The organism is Sphingobacterium sp. Lzh-3, from assembly GCF_046764375.1.
GTDB lineage: Bacteria > Bacteroidota > Bacteroidia > Sphingobacteriales > Sphingobacteriaceae > Sphingobacterium.
In genome coordinates this window covers 2,805,283-2,823,557 of record NZ_CP177226.1, presented here as the reverse complement: position 1 = coordinate 2,823,557, position 18,275 = coordinate 2,805,283, and the positions used below count along the sequence as shown (strand labels likewise).

12 protein-coding genes are annotated in these 18,275 nt (G+C 43.7%); 6 read left to right on the top strand and 6 right to left on the bottom strand.

Annotated features, from left to right (window positions below; all coding sequences use genetic code 11):
- Positions 1-10 precede the first annotated feature (10 nt).
- Positions 11-3,613: a response regulator gene (locus ACLCDV_RS11585; protein ID WP_411973786.1), complete on the bottom strand. Its 3,603-nt coding sequence runs from the start codon at positions 3,611-3,613 to the stop codon at positions 11-13.
- Positions 3,603-5,087, bottom strand: coding sequence for an ATP-binding protein (locus tag ACLCDV_RS11580; RefSeq protein ID WP_411973785.1), 1,485 nt, complete (start codon positions 5,085-5,087; stop codon positions 3,603-3,605). Before ACLCDV_RS11580 ends, ACLCDV_RS11585 begins: the two co-directional genes overlap by 11 nt.
- Before the next feature lie 142 nt (positions 5,088-5,229).
- On the opposite strand from ACLCDV_RS11580, the gene ACLCDV_RS11575 reads away from it, so the two are divergent.
- The 4 genes from ACLCDV_RS11575 to pdeM are packed head-to-tail and all read left to right on the top strand — an operon-like array spanning position 5,230 to position 10,967.
- Positions 5,230-6,228 (top strand): ligase-associated DNA damage response exonuclease, encoded by a 999-nt coding sequence (locus tag ACLCDV_RS11575; RefSeq protein ID WP_333624444.1) that lies wholly within the window; start codon positions 5,230-5,232, stop codon positions 6,226-6,228.
- 8 nt (positions 6,229-6,236) lie between these two features.
- Positions 6,237-7,817, top strand: a complete 1,581-nt coding sequence (locus tag ACLCDV_RS11570) for an ATP-dependent DNA ligase (RefSeq protein WP_411973784.1) — start codon at positions 6,237-6,239, stop codon at positions 7,815-7,817.
- A 22-nt stretch (positions 7,818-7,839) separates the two neighbouring features.
- Positions 7,840-10,302, top strand: a complete 2,463-nt coding sequence (locus ACLCDV_RS11565) for a ligase-associated DNA damage response DEXH box helicase (RefSeq protein WP_411973783.1) — start codon at positions 7,840-7,842, stop codon at positions 10,300-10,302.
- Positions 10,299-10,967 carry a ligase-associated DNA damage response endonuclease PdeM gene (gene pdeM / locus ACLCDV_RS11560; protein ID WP_411973782.1) on the top strand — a complete coding sequence of 223 codons (669 nt, stop codon included), beginning with the start codon at positions 10,299-10,301 and terminating at the stop codon, positions 10,965-10,967. Before ACLCDV_RS11565 ends, pdeM begins: the two co-directional genes overlap by 4 nt.
- Before the next feature lie 29 nt (positions 10,968-10,996).
- On the opposite strand, the gene ACLCDV_RS11555 is transcribed toward pdeM, so the two are convergent.
- From ACLCDV_RS11555 to ACLCDV_RS11540, 4 genes are all read right to left on the bottom strand, one after another.
- On the bottom strand, positions 10,997-11,959 hold the full coding sequence (locus ACLCDV_RS11555; protein WP_411973781.1) for a helix-turn-helix transcriptional regulator: 963 nt from the start codon (positions 11,957-11,959) through the stop codon (positions 10,997-10,999).
- A gap of 91 nt (positions 11,960-12,050) precedes the next feature.
- Positions 12,051-12,842 carry a heme ABC transporter ATP-binding protein gene (locus tag ACLCDV_RS11550; RefSeq protein ID WP_411973780.1) on the bottom strand — a complete coding sequence of 264 codons (792 nt, stop codon included), beginning with the start codon at positions 12,840-12,842 and terminating at the stop codon, positions 12,051-12,053.
- Positions 12,843-12,875: 33 nt separating this feature from the next.
- Positions 12,876-13,907, bottom strand: a complete 1,032-nt coding sequence (locus ACLCDV_RS11545) for a FecCD family ABC transporter permease (RefSeq protein WP_286849486.1) — start codon at positions 13,905-13,907, stop codon at positions 12,876-12,878.
- A gap of 5 nt (positions 13,908-13,912) precedes the next feature.
- Positions 13,913-14,770, bottom strand: a complete 858-nt coding sequence (locus tag ACLCDV_RS11540) for a hemin ABC transporter substrate-binding protein (protein ID WP_411973779.1) — start codon at positions 14,768-14,770, stop codon at positions 13,913-13,915.
- 312 nt (positions 14,771-15,082) lie between these two features.
- Between ACLCDV_RS11540 and ACLCDV_RS11535 the strand changes: the two genes are divergently transcribed.
- Positions 15,083-17,461, top strand: a complete 2,379-nt coding sequence (locus ACLCDV_RS11535) for a TonB-dependent receptor domain-containing protein (protein WP_411973778.1) — start codon at positions 15,083-15,085, stop codon at positions 17,459-17,461.
- A 47-nt stretch (positions 17,462-17,508) separates the two neighbouring features.
- Positions 17,509-18,264, top strand: coding sequence for an HmuY family protein (locus tag ACLCDV_RS11530; RefSeq protein ID WP_411973777.1), 756 nt, complete (start codon positions 17,509-17,511; stop codon positions 18,262-18,264).
- Positions 18,265-18,275 lie beyond the last annotated feature (11 nt).

Below are 18,275 nucleotides of genomic sequence, written 5' to 3'. Positions count from 1 at the left end.
TCAGTTACCCCTAATTTTCATATAGCCACACACGCAATAAAGACAACAGCTGATCAATATCCACTGGCTTGGAAATATAATCGGACGCCCCGGCCTGAATGCATTTTTCGCGATCTCCGATCATCGACTTCGCTGTTACAGCAATGATTGGTAGTCCTGCATATTTTGCATTTTGTCGAATATTTTTGATGGTCTCATAACCGTCCATTTCGGGCATCATCATATCCATCAGTACGATATCAATAGATTCAGCCGAAGCAAGTACCTCCAGGGCCTCTCTACCATCCATTGCTGGAATGACCTTCACCTGAAATTTCTCCAAAGCTTTTGTCATGGAAAAGATATTACGAACATCATCGTCTGCAACAAGTACATTCTTACCTTTCAGCACATCGGTCAACGTACCAAGACCATTGTTTTTTCTCCCCGCCTCATCTGAATTATTTACTTCTATTAAATGCAAAAACAGGCCAACTTCATCCAGAATCCGTTGATAGGAATGTGCTGTTTTCACCACAACCGAATCGGCATATTTCTTAATCTTAAGTTCCTCAGATTTAGACAGGTTCTTGCCGGTAAAGATGATGATGGGCAAATTTTCAAGACCTTCATGCTGTTTGATTGCTTCCAACGTATGGTAGCCCATTTCATCCGGTACTCCCATATCCAAAATCACACAATCTACATCGGCTGTGCGCAAAGCTGTAATACTATCTTCGACATTGTCTTTTACTTCAAGTGAAATATTAAAACTACTTAAAAAATAAGACAATGCACTTGCATGTTTTGGATTCTCTTCAACGATAAGCACCTTCTTGGGTGAACGGCTTAGCGCAGATTCAATCTTTTGAAATACGCTTGTCATTTGCTCCAAGGCAACAGGCTTATTGATAAAATCAATTGCCCCCTTTAATAAACTTTCTTTTTTCACCTCGAGCGAGGACATGATATGCACAGGGATATGTCGTATTTCCTTATTTCCCTTCAATTGATCCATCACGGCCCATCCATCCATTACTGGTAATTGGATGTCCAATAAAACGGCAACAGGACGATATTTTTGTGCAGCGGGTAGCGCTTGGTCCCCACGTACAACAACAACCCCCTTATAATTTTGTGTGTGCGTATATTTCAATAGCGCCTTGGCAAAATTAACATCATCCTCGACAATCAATATCACTTTATCACCGTCCTTAATTGTATCCCTGTCATCCGGCACCTCCTCCGGAATGCGAATCGTAAGCGGATTGTAAGTTTCCTCTTTAACGATTTCATTGACCTCCTCCACCTCCGAAGAAATCTCTTCAACGAGCTGCTCTTCCTTGGTTAATAGCTCACCGACCTCGACTTTATCTTTTGGAATAATAAACAAAAATGTACTGCCTTTCCCTTCTTCACTCTCCAACTTGATCTCTCCACCCAAGAGACGTGCAATCTCCCGGCTAATCGACAGCCCCAGTCCTGTACCACCAAATTTTCTTCTGGTTGATCCATCCGCCTGTTGAAAAGCTTCAAAAATGATTTTTTGTTTATCAAGCGGAATACCTATACCCGAATCGACTACAGCGAACACCAGCTTACCCATATCTTGGGAATCTTCGTAAATATCTAGACGCACTTCACCTTCTTTGGTAAATTTAATGGCATTAGAAATTAGATTCCGTAGTACTTGATCTATCCGCAAACGATCACCTTGAAAGCTCCGGTTAACCGAATCACTGATACTTGTTCTGAAAATTAAACCCTTTTCCTGTACAACAGGCGAAAACAGACTATTCAAATCCGCCAAAATATCATTCAGGTTCAACCTTGTATATTCCAAGATCATCTTACCCGATTCAATTTTGGAAAGGTCCAGAATCTCATCAATCAATGTGAGCAAACTTGTTCCCGAACTTTGTATAACTTTGGCTGACTCAATCTGATCTGAATTCAGATTTTCCTCCACATTCTCGGACAATAAGCGCGACAATAACAAGATCGAGTTGAGCGGCGTACGCAGTTCGTGGGACATATTAGCCAAAAATTCCGACTTATATTTGGTACTTAGTGCCAGCTCCTCAGCTTTTTGTTGGATCTCCTGATTCCGTTCCGCAATCATCAGATTCTTATCTTCAAGCAAACGCGAGCGCTCCTCCAGCTCTTGATTGGACTGCATCAGTTCCTCATGCTGCACTCTAAGTTCCTCCTCCGAAGATTGCAAACGCAATGTTTGCGCCTCCAATTCAGTATTTAAGCTTTCAAGCTCGGCATGTTGCGTTAATAGCTCTTCAGACTGCACCTGAGTTTCCTCCAATAAGGTCTGGATTTTCGCCCTTCCTTTTGCTGAAACTAGGGCAATCCCAATCTGTCGGGAACATTCAGTCAAAAATGTCTTTTCCACTGCAGTAAAACTCTCCATTTGACCAACCTCCAATACACCCAGCACCTGATCATCAACCAGCATTGGTAAAAGCTGAATATGAGGTACATTGATTTTTCCGTTGGCAAAACTCACGAGATAGTCTGCCGTATTTAAATTATTCAAGGTCTTTGGTTCACGATCCGTAAATACCTGACCGATATATCCTTCGCCAGGTAAAAAATATTTTTGTACCTGTTTATCCAGTCCATACGTTCCTGCCAGCTCCAACCTTTCATCATTAAAGATATAGATTGCACCACTAACAGCCCCTATATATCCGATCAGGGTTTTGATAGAATCGACCGCAATCGTTTCTTCACTCTTATTCCCCACCAACCCTGTATAGAGTTTTGCATAACCGGCATGCAACCAGTCGTTATCTTTAAGTTGGTCAAAAGATTTCTTCAACGATTTGGACATTCGGTTGACCGATTTGGCTATTGCTCCCAAATCATCATCCTCTACCTCTTCTGCTTTGACGTCATATTCCCCCAATGCGATGCGATTGGTTATTTTTTGAACTAGATTTAATCGTCTTGAAATCGCTTCATCCTTGTCACGAAGCGATTTTTCTAGCAAAGCGCGCTTTTTGAAATCTGCCCGTAACCTGAAATAAAAATAACTGGTAATAATGAGAGAAAGCAATGCACTGATAACGATAAAAAGTGTCGTGATAAACGACGAATTGTCCAGATTGGTAGATTTCTGATTGATTGTATCATCTTCATTTTGGATAATGTCATTAATAATCGTGCGACATTTATCCATAGCCGATTTACTAACATCCAACTGAGCCAAGCTAACCACACCACCGTTTCTTTTAGTAGCGACGGCCCCCTTTAAGACTTCTATTCGCCATTGCGCAGCAGTTAACAGACTATCAACACGAACTTTTTGCACCGGATCCATCCTGGTCAGCGTCTCTATAGCCTTTAATTCTGTGGGCAAGCTTTCTAATGCTTTATTAAAAGGTTCTAAATAGCTTTCCTTTCCGGTCAGAAGAAAACCCCGATTTCCTGTCTCAGCTCCTTGTAATGCATTGAGTAAATTATTGGATGTACTGATAATCTTCCTTGTCACACCAAGCTCCTCACGGTATTTATTTTGTTCCTGAATACCAACATAAGATGCAGTAGAACTTATCAGCAATATGACTAAGGAAAAACCTATTCCGACCGTTAGATTATTGAGTGTCTTGCTATTTGGCATCTAGAGGTAAATTTAAAGGTAAGGTAAAATAAAATGTCGCCCCTTGTCCACCCGAACTTTCAACAGCAATGGTTCCATGATGGGCGCGAATAATTTCAGCACAGATATAAAGTCCTATCCCAAGCCCCTGAAAATCGAACGACGTTTCTTCCACACGATAAAATTTCTCAAACACATCACCTTGCTTCTCTTCTGGAATACCGATCCCAAAATCTATTACACTTATTTTCACGTTGCTGTCTACAATAGAGCAGTCAACAATTACTTTTTCCGTTCCCGCAGCATATTTATATGCATTCGTCAAAAAATTGACCAATACCTGCTCTAGACGGATCTCATCACCATAAATCTGTATGTCGGTAATATCCCCTTGCCGGAAAAGCTTCATGCTGCTTTGGTCATGCGTTTGAACAATGGAGTCCACGGCACTCTTGACCATATGCTCGAGAGAAAATACCTTTTTATTGATCAGCAGCTTCCCATTATCGATCTTTGACAGATCCAAAAGATCAGAAATAAGACTGTTGAGTTTGTCAACTTGGCCCTGAACCCGGGTAACATACTTTGCCTCAGCACTTTCCTCCTCCAACTTAAGTTTCCGGTCGAGCAATTGCATATAGGCTTTAATACTTGTTAAAGGTGTTTTCAACTCGTGACTCGCGATACTCAGGAACTCATCTTTTTCCTTTTCCGCTTTTTTTTGTGCATCGATATCTGTAAAAGTCCCGACCCACTTACTCGCTCCATTCTCCAAAATTGGCCACACACGCAAAAGCTGATATAGGTATTCCCCACATGGCCTCCTTTGAATACGTACTTCCATTTCCAAGGGTTCTCCAGAACGAAGACTCGCCTGAAGCTCTTTTTCGATTGATTGATCGCCGGGATAGATCTGTGGGAATTTTGAGGCATCATCAGAAAACTGAAACCAGCGTCCATTCACAAAATCAATATTTCCTGCACTGTCACAGGTAAAAGCAATTTGAGGCAAAGACTCCAAAAGCGTATGCAAATAGTCCACCTTAGACCGCAGTTCCTGCTGTGCCTGCTTGCGACGTTCTACCTCAAGTTCCAAAGTTTGTTGAATATCTTTAAGCGCTTGGGTCTGTTCATACAACCGATAAAATGTCTTAACTTTCAACATCAGGATGTCGGGATCCACAGGCTTGGTCACATAATCCAATCCCCCCGAATCATAACCCTTGGTGATAAAGCGTTTATCCGTATTTACAGCAGACAAAAATATGATCGGAGTTTCCTTTGTTTTGCTAAATCCCGCTATATTTTCAGCGACTTCAAAGCCATCCATATCTGGCATCTGAACATCCAATATGATTAATGCATAATTATATTTTAAGATCTTTTTTAAAGCTTCTTCCCCTGATTGAGCGGTATCAACTTTAAAATTTTTGGATTCCAGTAATTTTTGCAAAGAGTAAATATTATCCGGATTATCATCAACAATTAATATCATAGTGTATTAAAACTTAGCATCAAGGTTAACAAATCTAAAAAAATTAACTGAATACCACCAATCGAATTGCGGAAAACCGCTGGCAAAAAAAAGCGCATGAAATAAGTAAAACTTTAGTCTGTCAAAGCCTGTTTTAACAAATATGATACGTTTTACATCAAAAGGCATATACTGCATTCCCGGTAAGTTTTATCTCGACCCATGGAAGCCTGTTGATTTGGCTGTTATTTCTCATGGCCATGCAGATCATGCCCACTGGGGAATGAAGAAGTACCTCTGTCATCATTTCACAGTCAATATTCTTCGGAGCCGGATCGGTCCAGATATTCAAATCCAGGGAATCGCTTACAATGAACCTGTCCACATCAATGGTGTCAGAGTTTCCCTGCACCCCGCCGGACATATCATTGGTTCTGCCCAGATTCGCCTGGAGTACAAAGGTAAAGTCGTCGTATTTACTGGCGATTACAAAATTCAGGAGGATGGCTTATGTACACCATTTGAGCCGATGAAATGCCATGAGCTCATTACAGAAAGTACTTTCGGTCTTCCGATTTATCGATGGGAGTCTGTAGCGGTACAAAATGAACGACTGCAATCTTGGATTAAGAACAACCAAAGCAATCATAAGACATCCGTATTTATAGGGTATTCGCTTGGAAAATCGCAGCGTATTCTAAATGCTGTACATGAAATGGGTCCAGTATATGTACATTACAGTATTGCTAAATTAAATGAGGCCTACAGCCAGGCAGGTATAAAACTACCACCCTATCAGATTGCGGACGTAAAATCAGCTCCAAAAGAACTAGACAAGCAGATTGTATTGCTTCCGCCAGCACTGCTGGACAGCCAGCTCCTTCAAAAAATACCCAATGTTGCCTATGCCATCTGTTCGGGCTGGATGCAAATCCGTGGGGCGCGACGATGGCGCAGCGCAGATGCTGGTTTTGCGATCAGTGACCACGCCGACTGGTCAGGTTTATTGCAGGCAGTACGTGGCAGTTCGGCCGAAAAAGTATATGTGACCCACGGGCAAACAGCTACCTTTGCCAAATATCTCAATGAAATCGGCATTGAAGCGGAAGAGGTCACCACACAGTATGGTGATGAAGAAGATCCCCAAGTCCAAACGACTTAAGATAGCTTATGAAAGAATTTGCAACATTGATACATGCTCTCGACAGCAGCAACAAGACCAATTTGAAAAAAGAGGCTGTTTTGCATTTTTTCAGGGAAGCCTCTGAAAAAGATAAACTTTGGTTTCTCGCTTTGATGACAGGGAAAAGACCGAAACGGAGTATCGCGGTTAAAGACCTCAAAAACTGGACTTTAGAAATAACAGAAATTCCCGAATGGTTATTTATTGAATCCTATGCTGCCGTAGGTGATCTATCCGAAACCTTGGCTCTACTTTTGCCATCGGCATCGCAACTGATAGAAAAAAGCCTTAGCGACTGGATGGATGAAATCATTGCCTTACAAAATGCATCCATTGCAGAGAAAAAAGCTTTCGTTCTTCGATCCTGGAACGGGCTAAGCACCGTCGAGCGCTTTATTTTTAACAAACTTCTGGGCGGAAGCTTCCGTTTGGGCATTTCAGCAAAAGGCTTAATCAATGCCCTTGCTCAATATACAGGTACTGAGGCGAGTGCGGTAGCGCACAGCATCATGGGCGATTGGAATCCACATGAAGTCGAATTTGAAAAACTTATTCGTGGCACATATAGTGACACCAACTTATCCAAACCTTATCCTTTCTGCCTCGCCTATCCTATTGAAAAAGAACCAGAAGAACTAGGTCCAATTAAGACATGGCAAATCGAATATAAATGGGATGGAATACGCGGTCAGCTTATCAAGCGCAGCGGGGACATACACATCTGGTCACGCGGGGAAGAACTTGTTACAGCCCAGTTTCCCGAAATTACTACGGCGCTCAGTCAATGGAGCGGAAGCTTTGTGCTTGATGGGGAGATTCTCGCGGTTAAAGACGATCGTGTACTTAATTTTTCAGAACTACAAAAACGGATCAATCGCAAAACAATCCCAAAAGCTTTGCGTGAGGAAGTACCTATTGCAGTCTACCTTTATGATCTCTTGGAACTGAATGGAATAGATCTCCGCCAGGAGCCACTTGCATACAGGCGTGTACAGCTGGAAGAACTTCATGCAGCCAATCCGCGTACCGTATTAAAACTATCACCGTTGATACATGCCGAGGACTGGACAGCCCTTCAACAAATCCAAACTGCAGCACGCGAGCTTAACAGTGAGGGCATCATGCTCAAGAAAATGGACTCACCTTATTACGCCGGTCGCAAAAAAGGAGGCTGGTGGAAGTGGAAAGTCAATCCGATGAGTATAGATGCTGTACTCATCTACGCACAAAAAGGTAGCGGTCGCCGGAGTGCACATTACACAGATTATACCTTTGCCGTAAAAGATGGAGATCAGTTGGTCACGATCGCTAAAGCCTATTCGGGGCTTACAGACAAGGAAATCCTTGAAGTAAGCCGGTTTGTCAAACAAAATTCACTGGAAAAATTTGGCCCCGTACGAACGGTTAGACCCGAACTTGTCTTTGAGATTGCCTTTGAAGGGATAGGATACAGCAAAAGACACAAATCTGGCGTAGCATTACGCTTCCCAAGGATTTTACGCTGGCGAAAGGACAAAACAGCGGCAGAGATCGACACCCTTGACGATATAAAACAATTGATTCAATAAAAATTTGAGACGATAAAACAGCGTGAACGAGAAGATAGCACATAGTGAAGGATTTCGAATTGTCAACAATTATTTCGAATCCCAGGGAAATGTTCCCTTTAGCTTTCAGACCAAGGCCTGGGAGAAATACGCGCAGGGATATAGCGGACTAGTTATTGCACCAACAGGATTTGGAAAAACCTTTTCGTTATTTATGGCGGTACTGATAGACTTTCTTAATAACCCGGATCAGCACCAAAAGGGTTTGAAGCTACTTTGGGTAACACCCTTACGCTCATTGGCTAAAGATCTTGCACGAGCAATGCAAAAGGCCATAGACGATATTGGGCTGGACTGGGTCGTTCAGGTTCGCAATGGCGACACCAATCCGAAAGTAAAAGCGCAACAGACGCGATCGATGCCCGATATTCTGCTCGTCACACCCGAAAGTCTTCATTTGCTGCTCGCACAAAAACAACGGGATAAGTATTTCAAAAATCTCCGGTGTATCACCGTGGACGAATGGCATGAACTGATGGGCAACAAACGTGGTGTTATGGTCGAACTGGCGCTCGCCTTCCTCAAATCGCACTATAAAAAGATGCGCGTTTGGGGGATCACTGCCACCATAGGCAATCTCGAGGAAGCTATGGAGGTTCTGTTGCCAACAGAAAAAAAACGTATCCAAATTGTCGCTAAAGAGAAAAAGAAGATAGCGATCAAACCAATTTACCCCAGCAAAGTGGAACTATTGCCCTGGGCAGGACACCTTGGTGGCAACCTAGCGGACCAGGTCGTCCCCATTATACTCCAGAGCAAAAGCACAATCCTATTTACCAACACACGCAGCCAAAGCGAAATGTGGTATCAGCTCCTTTTACAGGCACATCCAGATTTTGCCGGACAAATCGCCTTACACCACAGCTCTATTGATGCCAATATCCGCGAATGGATCGAAGATAATCTCAGCAGCGGCAAACTTAAAGCAGTCGTGTCGACCTCTTCCTTGGACTTAGGGGTAGATTTCAAACCCGTTGATACAGTCATCCAGATTGGCTCGAGTAAAGGTGTAGCCCGGTTTATGCAACGCGCTGGAAGAAGCGGCCATAGCCCTTTCGAAACCTCTACGATTTATTTCGTCCCTACGCACTCCCTGGAGCTCATCGAGGTCGCCGCACTGAAGGAGGCCGTAAAAACGCAGACGATCGAAAACCGGGATCCTATGGTTCAAACTTTCGATGTGCTTGTTCAATTCATGGTAACCATCGCGCTGGGTGGGGGATTTCGTTCGGAAGAACTGCATGCGATCGTCGCCAATACCCATGCCTTTCGCTATATGGATCCGGAAGAATGGCAATGGTGCATGTATTTTATTACCGCAGGGGGAAAAATTGGCAAACGCTACGAAGAATTTCACAAGGTTATCCAAGATGAAGAAGGTAAATGGATCATCAAAAATCGTCGCCTGGCACTTCTGCATCGACTCAATATAGGCGCTATTGTAGGGGACGCCATGATGCGCGTGAAGTTCCTCTCCGGTGGTTATATCGGCATGATCGAAGAATATTTTATCAGTAAACTCAAAAAAGGCGAGCGATTTATTCTTGCGGGACGTGTCCTGGAACTTGTGATGGTCAAGGAAATGACCGTATTCGTAAGAAACTCGTCGGGTAAAGCCATTACTCCAAGCTGGCTCGGGGGCAGACTCCCCTTATCGTCCAATTTAAGCCATTTCCTTCGTAAAAAATTGGCTGCAGCAACAGGAGCTTCTTCCAGTGAAAAAGAGCTTCATTTCCTAGCACCATTGATCGAAAAACAGACCGAACTTTCGGCCGTGCCTAGCGAAGCGGAATTTCTTGTCGAACATATCAAAACAAGAGAAGGACATCATCTCTTTTTCTACCCTTTGGAGGGTAGACTGATCCATGAGGTCATGGCGGCGCTCGTCGCCTATCGCATCAGCAAATTGTACCCCATCAGTTTTTCCATGGCCATGAATGATTATGGTTTTGAACTCTATTCCGACAAGGACATCCAACTGAGCCAATCACAGCTCGAAGAGGTCTTGAGCCGTAAAAATCTGATGGAAGATGTGATCAGCAGCATCAACTCCGCAGAAATGGCCAGCCGTAAATTTAGAGATATTGCTGTCATTTCGGGATTGGTGGTTCAAAATTATCCGGGTACACAGCAAAACAACAAATCCCTACAGGCTTCATCCGGAATTATTTTCAAGGTATTAATGGAGCACGACCCGAGCAACCTACTCCTCAAACAAGCTTTTAGCGAAGTGTTCAACCAACAATTGGAAGAATATCGTTTAATAAAAGCATTCGACAGGATAAACAATAGTAAAATACGTTATACCTTTGTCGAAGAGTACACGCCACTGAGCTTTCCGATCAAGGTCGATAGCCTGCGGCAGTCGCTGTCGAGTGAAGCACTGATCGAGCGTATCCAACGGATGGAAAAGGCCAACATGCAAAAAAAGAAACGTAGAAAATGAAGATCAAAGAGCAAACAATTACCTTTAATAAGCAGCAATTAATCCTTAACAATCAACGCTCTATATTTTGGAAATCAGAAAAAACATTGATTCTATCCGATCTGCATCTGGGCAAAGCAGCACATTTCAGAAAGCACGGTATTGCAATCCCCATGGACACCACAATAGCCGATCTCAATCGACTCGAGCGCCTAGTGGATTATTATCAACCCGTTCAGGTTATTGTTGTTGGAGATTTGGTTCATGCAGGTATCAATCAAGAAGTGCTGCTATTGGAACAATTCAAAACAAGATATCCAACCCTTCTTCTCCACTTGGTCAAAGGAAACCATGATCGCCTGTCGAAACAAATGACCGATCGATTTAACATCCACCAACATGACGAAATTTTTGAACTGCAGCAGATACAATTTAAACACCACCCCATCGATGCGGAAGATCAATCTTCCTTCAGGATTAGCGGCCATCTGCATCCAGGAGTCAGTCTTGTCATACCACCGAGACGGCAGTTACGCTTACCCTGTTTTATGGTTTCTGATCATCAAATTATCCTGCCTGCATTTAGTAAGTTTACAGGGCTAGACAGTCGGGAATTATCTACAGCGTATCAAAGTTATGCAATCACAGATGACCTGATCTTTCCGATCCAAAAAAACAGATTATAAAAAAGTTTTATGACATTTTGAATTCACCATTACATTTTGAGTTCACCTGGCGAGATCCCATAATATTTTTTAAATGCACTGCTAAAATTATTCTGATGACCATAGCCCGTCAACAGCGCCACCTCATAGACCGTCATTTTATCTTCGAGCAGATAACTTTTGGCTTTTTCCATACGCACCCGTGTGAGGTAGTCGTGAATGGTCACTGAAAAATATTCCTTAAAGTCCTTACGTAGTTTACTTTCACTCGTCAGCACCTCTGCTGCCAGTTCTTTTTGCGTCGGTGGATTGGCAATACGCTGTTCAAGAATCTGTCGCGCCATCTCCAGTCGCTGCACATCCTCCTCATGAAAGAGCGAATCAGTGCTTTCCGTTTTCTCATTGTATTGCTCAAACTGATACATCAGCAGCTCAACAACACGTGACTCGGTATGTAATCGACGGATCTCCCCTTTCTTTTTAGATTCAATCAGCTCAGTTATGGTATGCTGCATCTCGTAGGTTGCCATCAGATCCTCCTCCGAAAACGACACATACTCTCCCTTTTCGATCTCATGCACAAATTGCTGATGCAATAACGAATCGCGTTTGATCAGATTGAGGTAATACTCTTTGGAAATAACGGCTATAAAATACGTGTATTCAATACCAGGTTCCACTTCATGAATGGATTTTACCGAAGGAATGTAGCGTATATTATGCCGGCTCATGCCGTAAGGCAACTTGCTATCTGTCGGCTTAAAAAAGATAAACTGGCTGGTTATGGTCTCGCCCTCGATCTCCGTAAGCACCTGCACTGGCCTATCAAACTGCATTTTCGAATGCAAGATAAACAATCCTGAAGTCGATAGCTGAAAATTCTCCATATGGACAGGATCTTTGGATATGGATATCCTATTTTCGACCAAAGGTTTGTCGGGAACATAGCCATCCGGAATTTCTTCTTCAAAAAGCCAATCTGCCAACTCTACTATTTTACTTTTCACCAACATGATTACAAATCCTAAATAAGCCTGAAGCAGTTAAAATTAACGAAATAAGATGGTATTCTAAAATTATTTATAATCTTTCTAAATAACATGTCTAATCCAAGTCAATATCCATTTCCTCCAACTGAACATAAGGTTTCAATGTTCTTGGATTCATAATGACATTGGACTCAACCGAAAAGATGGTATAGATCTCCTTTTGGGCCAATACTTCCACCGGGGTACCATGAAAGAGCTTTCGGCCATTTTTGAGCATTAAAATACGATCGGCATACATGGCGGCAAAATTGACATCGTGCACAATCAGCACCACCATAAATCCTTTTCGGGCAAGTGCCCGTGCAATGGCCAGTACTTTCTGCTGATAGTGCAGATCCAATGCCGAAATCGGTTCATCCAATAACAACAACGCATCCGGATTATCCCATATCTGCGCCAGGATCCGCGCAAGATGAACACGCTGCTGTTCACCACCAGAAAGGCTCAAAAAATCCCGTTCAGCAAAAGCAGATACCCCACAAAGTTCCATGGTTTCGGCCACGATCTTATAGTCATGTTGCTTGGGGCTATTCTTATAATGCGGATACCGTCCCATCAGCACAATCTCTTCTACACTAAAACTCAATGTCATCTGCTGCTGTTGACTCAGTAAAGCCCTGCATTTGGCCAAAGTCGCAGGCTCGTACGCCGACAGCGCCTTGCCATTGAGATGAACAGCTCCCGAATCCGGCTTCTTTTCACCACAAAGCACCCCCATCAGCGTCGATTTACCAGCGCCATTGGCTCCTAGGATTGCCAGAATTTCCCCTTTGCGCACCTGAAAGGTAATATCCTTTAGGAGCTTTCGTCCGTTCACTTCGTAGTTGATCTTCTCTACACGTAGCATAATGCGATTATTTTTTAAGCCTCTGCCTAAAGACTATTTATCTTTGATTAAAATATACAAGAATACCGGTGTACCCAGTAAAGCTGTAATCACGCCAATGGGCAATTCGATGGGTGCCACGGCGACCCGGGCAATCACGTCTGCCAATGTCAACACCAGTGCCCCTAATAGTAATGAACCAGGAAGCACAAATCGGTGATCCGCCCCACCCATCAGGCGAACTGTATGTGGAACAATCAATCCCACAAAACCAATAATGCCCGACACCGCAACGGATGCTCCCACAGCAAGCGTGGATAAGACAACCACCCAGCGTTTGACGCGATCGGTACGCATACCCAAAAGATCCGCCTGCAACTCCCCGAGTGAAAAAGCGTTCAATGACTTTCCAAAAAAAGGCAAGATCAGCACCGGGATCAAAATAAAGGGAGCCAACGCCCTTAGGTTATCCCAAGTAGCCCCGCCAAGACTGCCCAGCATCCAAAATGTGATGGTACGCAATTGTTGCTCCGTCGACATATAAGTCATCAAACCCGTCAACGCACCAGCAAAGGCATTGATGGCAATACCCGCCAACAACATCGTCGTCACATTTGGACGGCCATTTTTACTGGCGATACGGTAAACCAAAAAAGCGGTTAAACCAGCGCCCACAAAAGCACCAAAAGCCAATATATAATATCCAATCCAGGCCGCTAAAGAGGTGAAGAGAAAAGTTTCAAAGGCAATGATCAGTACTGCAAAAAGGGACGCTCCAGAAGAAATCCCGATCAATCCGGGCTCTGCCAATGGGTTGCGAAATATACCCTGGATCGCAGCACCCGATATACCAAGTGCTGCCCCCACCAAAAGCCCGAGCAAAAGACGCGGCATACGAATCTCAAAAAGAACATCTCCTTGCATATTGTGCACAGCTTCGGCACTTCCCAAGTGCAATTTTTGCGTCAACATCGTTAAGATGTCAGCGGACGGAATATGGTAGGCCCCCATCCCCAAGGCAACAATACTTACAACACCCAATACCAGGCCCAAAGCCAATAGGATAAATTTCTGTTTCTTTTGCACCGGCTTTATTTTGAATCCATCACTTTTCCAAATCCACGGTGCAATTCTAAGATTGCGTCTGGCAGCCGGTTACTGAAATTTACCAGTAGTGAGGCATTCATCACCAAGATACGGCCGTTTTTACCCGCATTCGTAATACGCATGCCCGGCAATTTGAGGATAGCATCCTCTCCGCCAAGACTACTCGCGCCAAAATCAAATAGCAACACAATATCTGGATTGGCCTGCACCAGCGCTTCCGTCGTATAGGGTTTGAAATCCGAAAATTCCTGAACCGCATTTTTACCACCAGCCAGATTAATCATCGCATCCAGGCTACTGCCCTTACCTGCCACACTCATGGTACCTGTACCACGCGCATATAAAAACAATACTTTGGGAGCTGCTTTACCCTGATTTTCCTTCTTTACTAATTCCATGGTATGATCCAAGCTTACTTTCGTGCGGGAAACCAGATTTTTACCGGCGGCAGATTCACCGATGGCATCTGCGACCTCCTGGATGTAACGAAGCGCCCCCGGAACAGAATAGTTTGGTTTAATGGAGACGAACTTCACACCAGCCGCACGGATTTGCTGAATGACCGATTTGGATACATCGCCTTCATTCGCAATGACGATGCTCGGTTTAAAAGATAACAGACCTTCGGCCGAAACCGACCGATTTTTGCTTACCCTCGGCAAGGCTGCAGCCGCTTTGGGCGATATACTTGTCACATCGGTAGCGACCATGCGCTCGCCTACTCCCAGTCCGTAGATCGTTTCGGTCAACGAACTGTTTAACGTAATGATTCTCTGCTGTGCCGTCGCCCATCCACCGATTTGCATCACAAAACACAGTATAACAACATAAAATCTACTCATCGTAATTCATTATCTCCATGATAGCGATAGCGGATTTCCAGGAATGGTTTTCGCATCTCGCCTTTCAACTTGAGTACAAAACAAATCAATAATCAGTCTAAATACAAATTATACCGAATCTTTTAGAATAGCACACCACAACGTAAAAAGAAGTATAAAATACTAATAAACAACAATATACCCCTTAAAATACACTGCTTTTCAGTCTGCAAAAAACGGATTAAATAGAATTTATGACATTTTGCATAGAGAAAAATTCAGAGGGATTACCGTTTTTTGTAACATTATTTAGAATTAGTAAAAATAAAAATAGTGTTTAGAAGCATATCATCTATTCGAACAAGCACCCTGATCGCCTTATGTGCCTGCCAGGTTTATACCCTGCAAGCACAGGAAAAATGGAAAATCTCCGGTGTATTGAAAAACGAATCCAATAAAGGCGTAGCCAATGCGACCGTATATCTTTATCCGGACAAATATGCTTTTAAAACAGATACTGCAGCAAGATTTCAATTCACTCAGCTCTATGCTGGACGCTACGAATTACAGGTACAGGCTATGGGTTATCAGCAATACCGCCAAGTTATCAATTTGGAAGACAAAAATCAGCAGTTGAACATTGTGTTAAAAGCTGAAGAAAGGCAGATGGATGTAGTTGATGTGCAGGGTAAAGCGCAGGCTGTAGACAATCTCGTTAAGGCCGAAAATGCCGCCATGCCCGTTAAAGTCATCACCAAACGTGAAATTGAGCTTATGGGCAGCCGCCGACTGGATGAAGTTCTAAAAGAACAGACGGGTATAGCTATCGTCAACGATATTGCCGGGGGCTCCCGAGCCGTCGGTGTACAGATCCAGGGATTCAGCAGCAACTACGTGATGGTCCTTGTAGACGGTCAACCCATGCTGGGGCGCAACAGTGGCAATTTTGACCTGTCCCGTATCTCGGTGACCAACATCGAACGTATCGAAATCATCAAAGGCGCATCCTCCTGCTTATACGGCAGTGACGCATTAGGTGGTGCGATCAATATCATTACGCGCCATGGTGCAATCACACCACAGGCACAGGCATCGCTTCTTTATGGCAGTCTCAATACCGTTGGTGCAACGCTGGAAGCCGAAACACCTTTTGCTAATCAACGCGGGAGCGCCGTCTTTTCGGGCAATTACTACCGCACGGATGGTTTTAATACCGACAAGCAGTATCTGGACTCCAAGAGTACCACTTTTCCGCCCTATACCAACTATAGTTTCCAGGGGCGAGTGCGTTATCGTACAAGCAAAAATGGCACTTTGGGCGTTACAGGGCGTTATGCAGCCCGAGAATCTGAAATGATCAATGCATGGTCCGAATCGGCCACACTACAGGATAAACAAAAAGATCAGGACATCAATCTTTCGGCGAGTTACGACCATAATTTCGAGTCGGGACTGCGCAGTATGACGCGTTACTATTTCTCGCGTTTCCACTCCCAGATTGCCGCACAATGGTTGCAACAAGGTATTGTTGCAAGTGCCGAGCAATTTGGTCAAAATGTACACCGCATTGAACAGCAATTTGCGTATAGCCCCGCACAGCAGGTCAAACTTACCGGTGGTATAGGTGGTAGTCTTGAACTGATGGACAACCAGGATCTGGATGCCAAGCGCTCTTTGAACAGCGCATTCGCCTATTTGCAGACCGAATGGAAACCTGTAGACCGCTTATTGACGACGCTGGGTCTACGCTACGATCAGACCAATGTCTACAATGGCCATCTGAGTCCAAGTTTCGGCCTGCAATATCATCTCAGCCCTAAGCTTTTGATCAAAGGTGGTATCGGAGCAGGATTTAAGGCACCCGACTATAAGATGCGCTATCAGGTCTTTTTCAATCCAGCAGCCAACTATTTGGTCGTCGGTTCAGAGCGCGTAGCCGATGTGATTGCAGCCATGGATCAAGCCGGAGAGCTGAGTTATAAAAACAGTTATATGCTCAATTTGGTGGCGGGTAACCTCAAAGCCGAAACCAGCATTTCAAACAATATTGGACTTACCTGGAGTCCGTCCAATAGATTTCAGGCCGATTTCTCGGTCTTCTACCATCGGATCAACAATCAGATCAACACAGTCAGTGTAGGTAACGGGACCAAAGTAGCACAGATCTATAGCTACCGCAACCTGCCCAAAGCCATGAACAAAGGTTTTGAAGTTTCATTGACCTATCAGGCGACCAAAGATCTGCAATTGTCGATGGGCTATCAATACCTGATTGCCAAAGACCTGAGTGTTTTGGATAGTATTGCCAAGGGAAGTTATCCCTATAACCAGATCAACGATCCCGCTACGGGCGAATATCGCCAGAGTAAGAAATCGGATTATTGGGGTATTGAGGACCGTTCGAGACACATGTTCAATGCAAAAGCCCAATATGAATATAAACCCTGGGGCGTCAATGTCAATGCGCGTGTCAATTTCAGAAGTGCTACACCTTTTCAGGAATATAATGGCAACCAGTTTATCGACAAATATGACATCTTTATCCCCTATCACACACTGGTGAATATGACGGTAGAAAAGAGTCTGATGAACCGCAGATTGACACTGCGTCTGATCGGTGACAATTTATTCAATTTTACAAGCCGTTATTTACTTGGGCAACCTGGGCGGGTTATTATGGGCGGCGTGAGCTACCGTTGGATAAAAGAATAATAAGGACTAATGAACAAGAATTTAGCACACAAAGTACAAGATAAAAGATGAGAACGATTCGCATGATTATTGGAGAATGTAGCATCTGGCTTTCCTTTCACAAGATTGGCCGTTGTATTTTTTCAGCACTATTATTATTGACAGTCGTATCCTGTGGGAAAGACAGAGACTATACGATCGGATTAGAAGATGGCAAAAGTACCTTGATCAAAGATCTTGCTGGCGATACCGATGCAGCCATGGGCGAAGGTACTGAAGGAAAAGAGCAAAGACCATTTTTTATATTTCTTTTTCGTTTTAAAGATCAAAAGCAAATATGGGTTAAGACCAAAGCCGATTCTGCGCAGTGGCTTAAAACAAAAGATTGGGATATTGCCTTTACAGGTCCTTATAATTCAGAGATCTATGTGAACAATTCCCAGCATGAATACAATCCGGGTTATGGCGGCCAGGCAAATAATACCGCTGTGGTTTTACTGCGACAAGCCTATCAGAGTGTCACTGTAGCCCCTTCGGATGAAGAGTTTAATAAAAGTGAAGTAAACAAAATTGGCTGGGCAGCAACCGATGGTTCGGATGGCTGGTTTCGCTATAGTTTGAGCACCCATATTATGCAGGCGCTCCCCAATCGTACCTATGCGATTCGCTTACCCGATGGCAAATATGCCAAATTACAGCTGATCAATGCCTATAAGGGAAATCCAGCGGCGGTAACCAACCTCAATTGGCCTGCTCCATACTATACATTTAAATATTATGTACAGCAGGATGGTAGCAAAGATTTAAATACAAACACATTATAATAAGGAAAAAT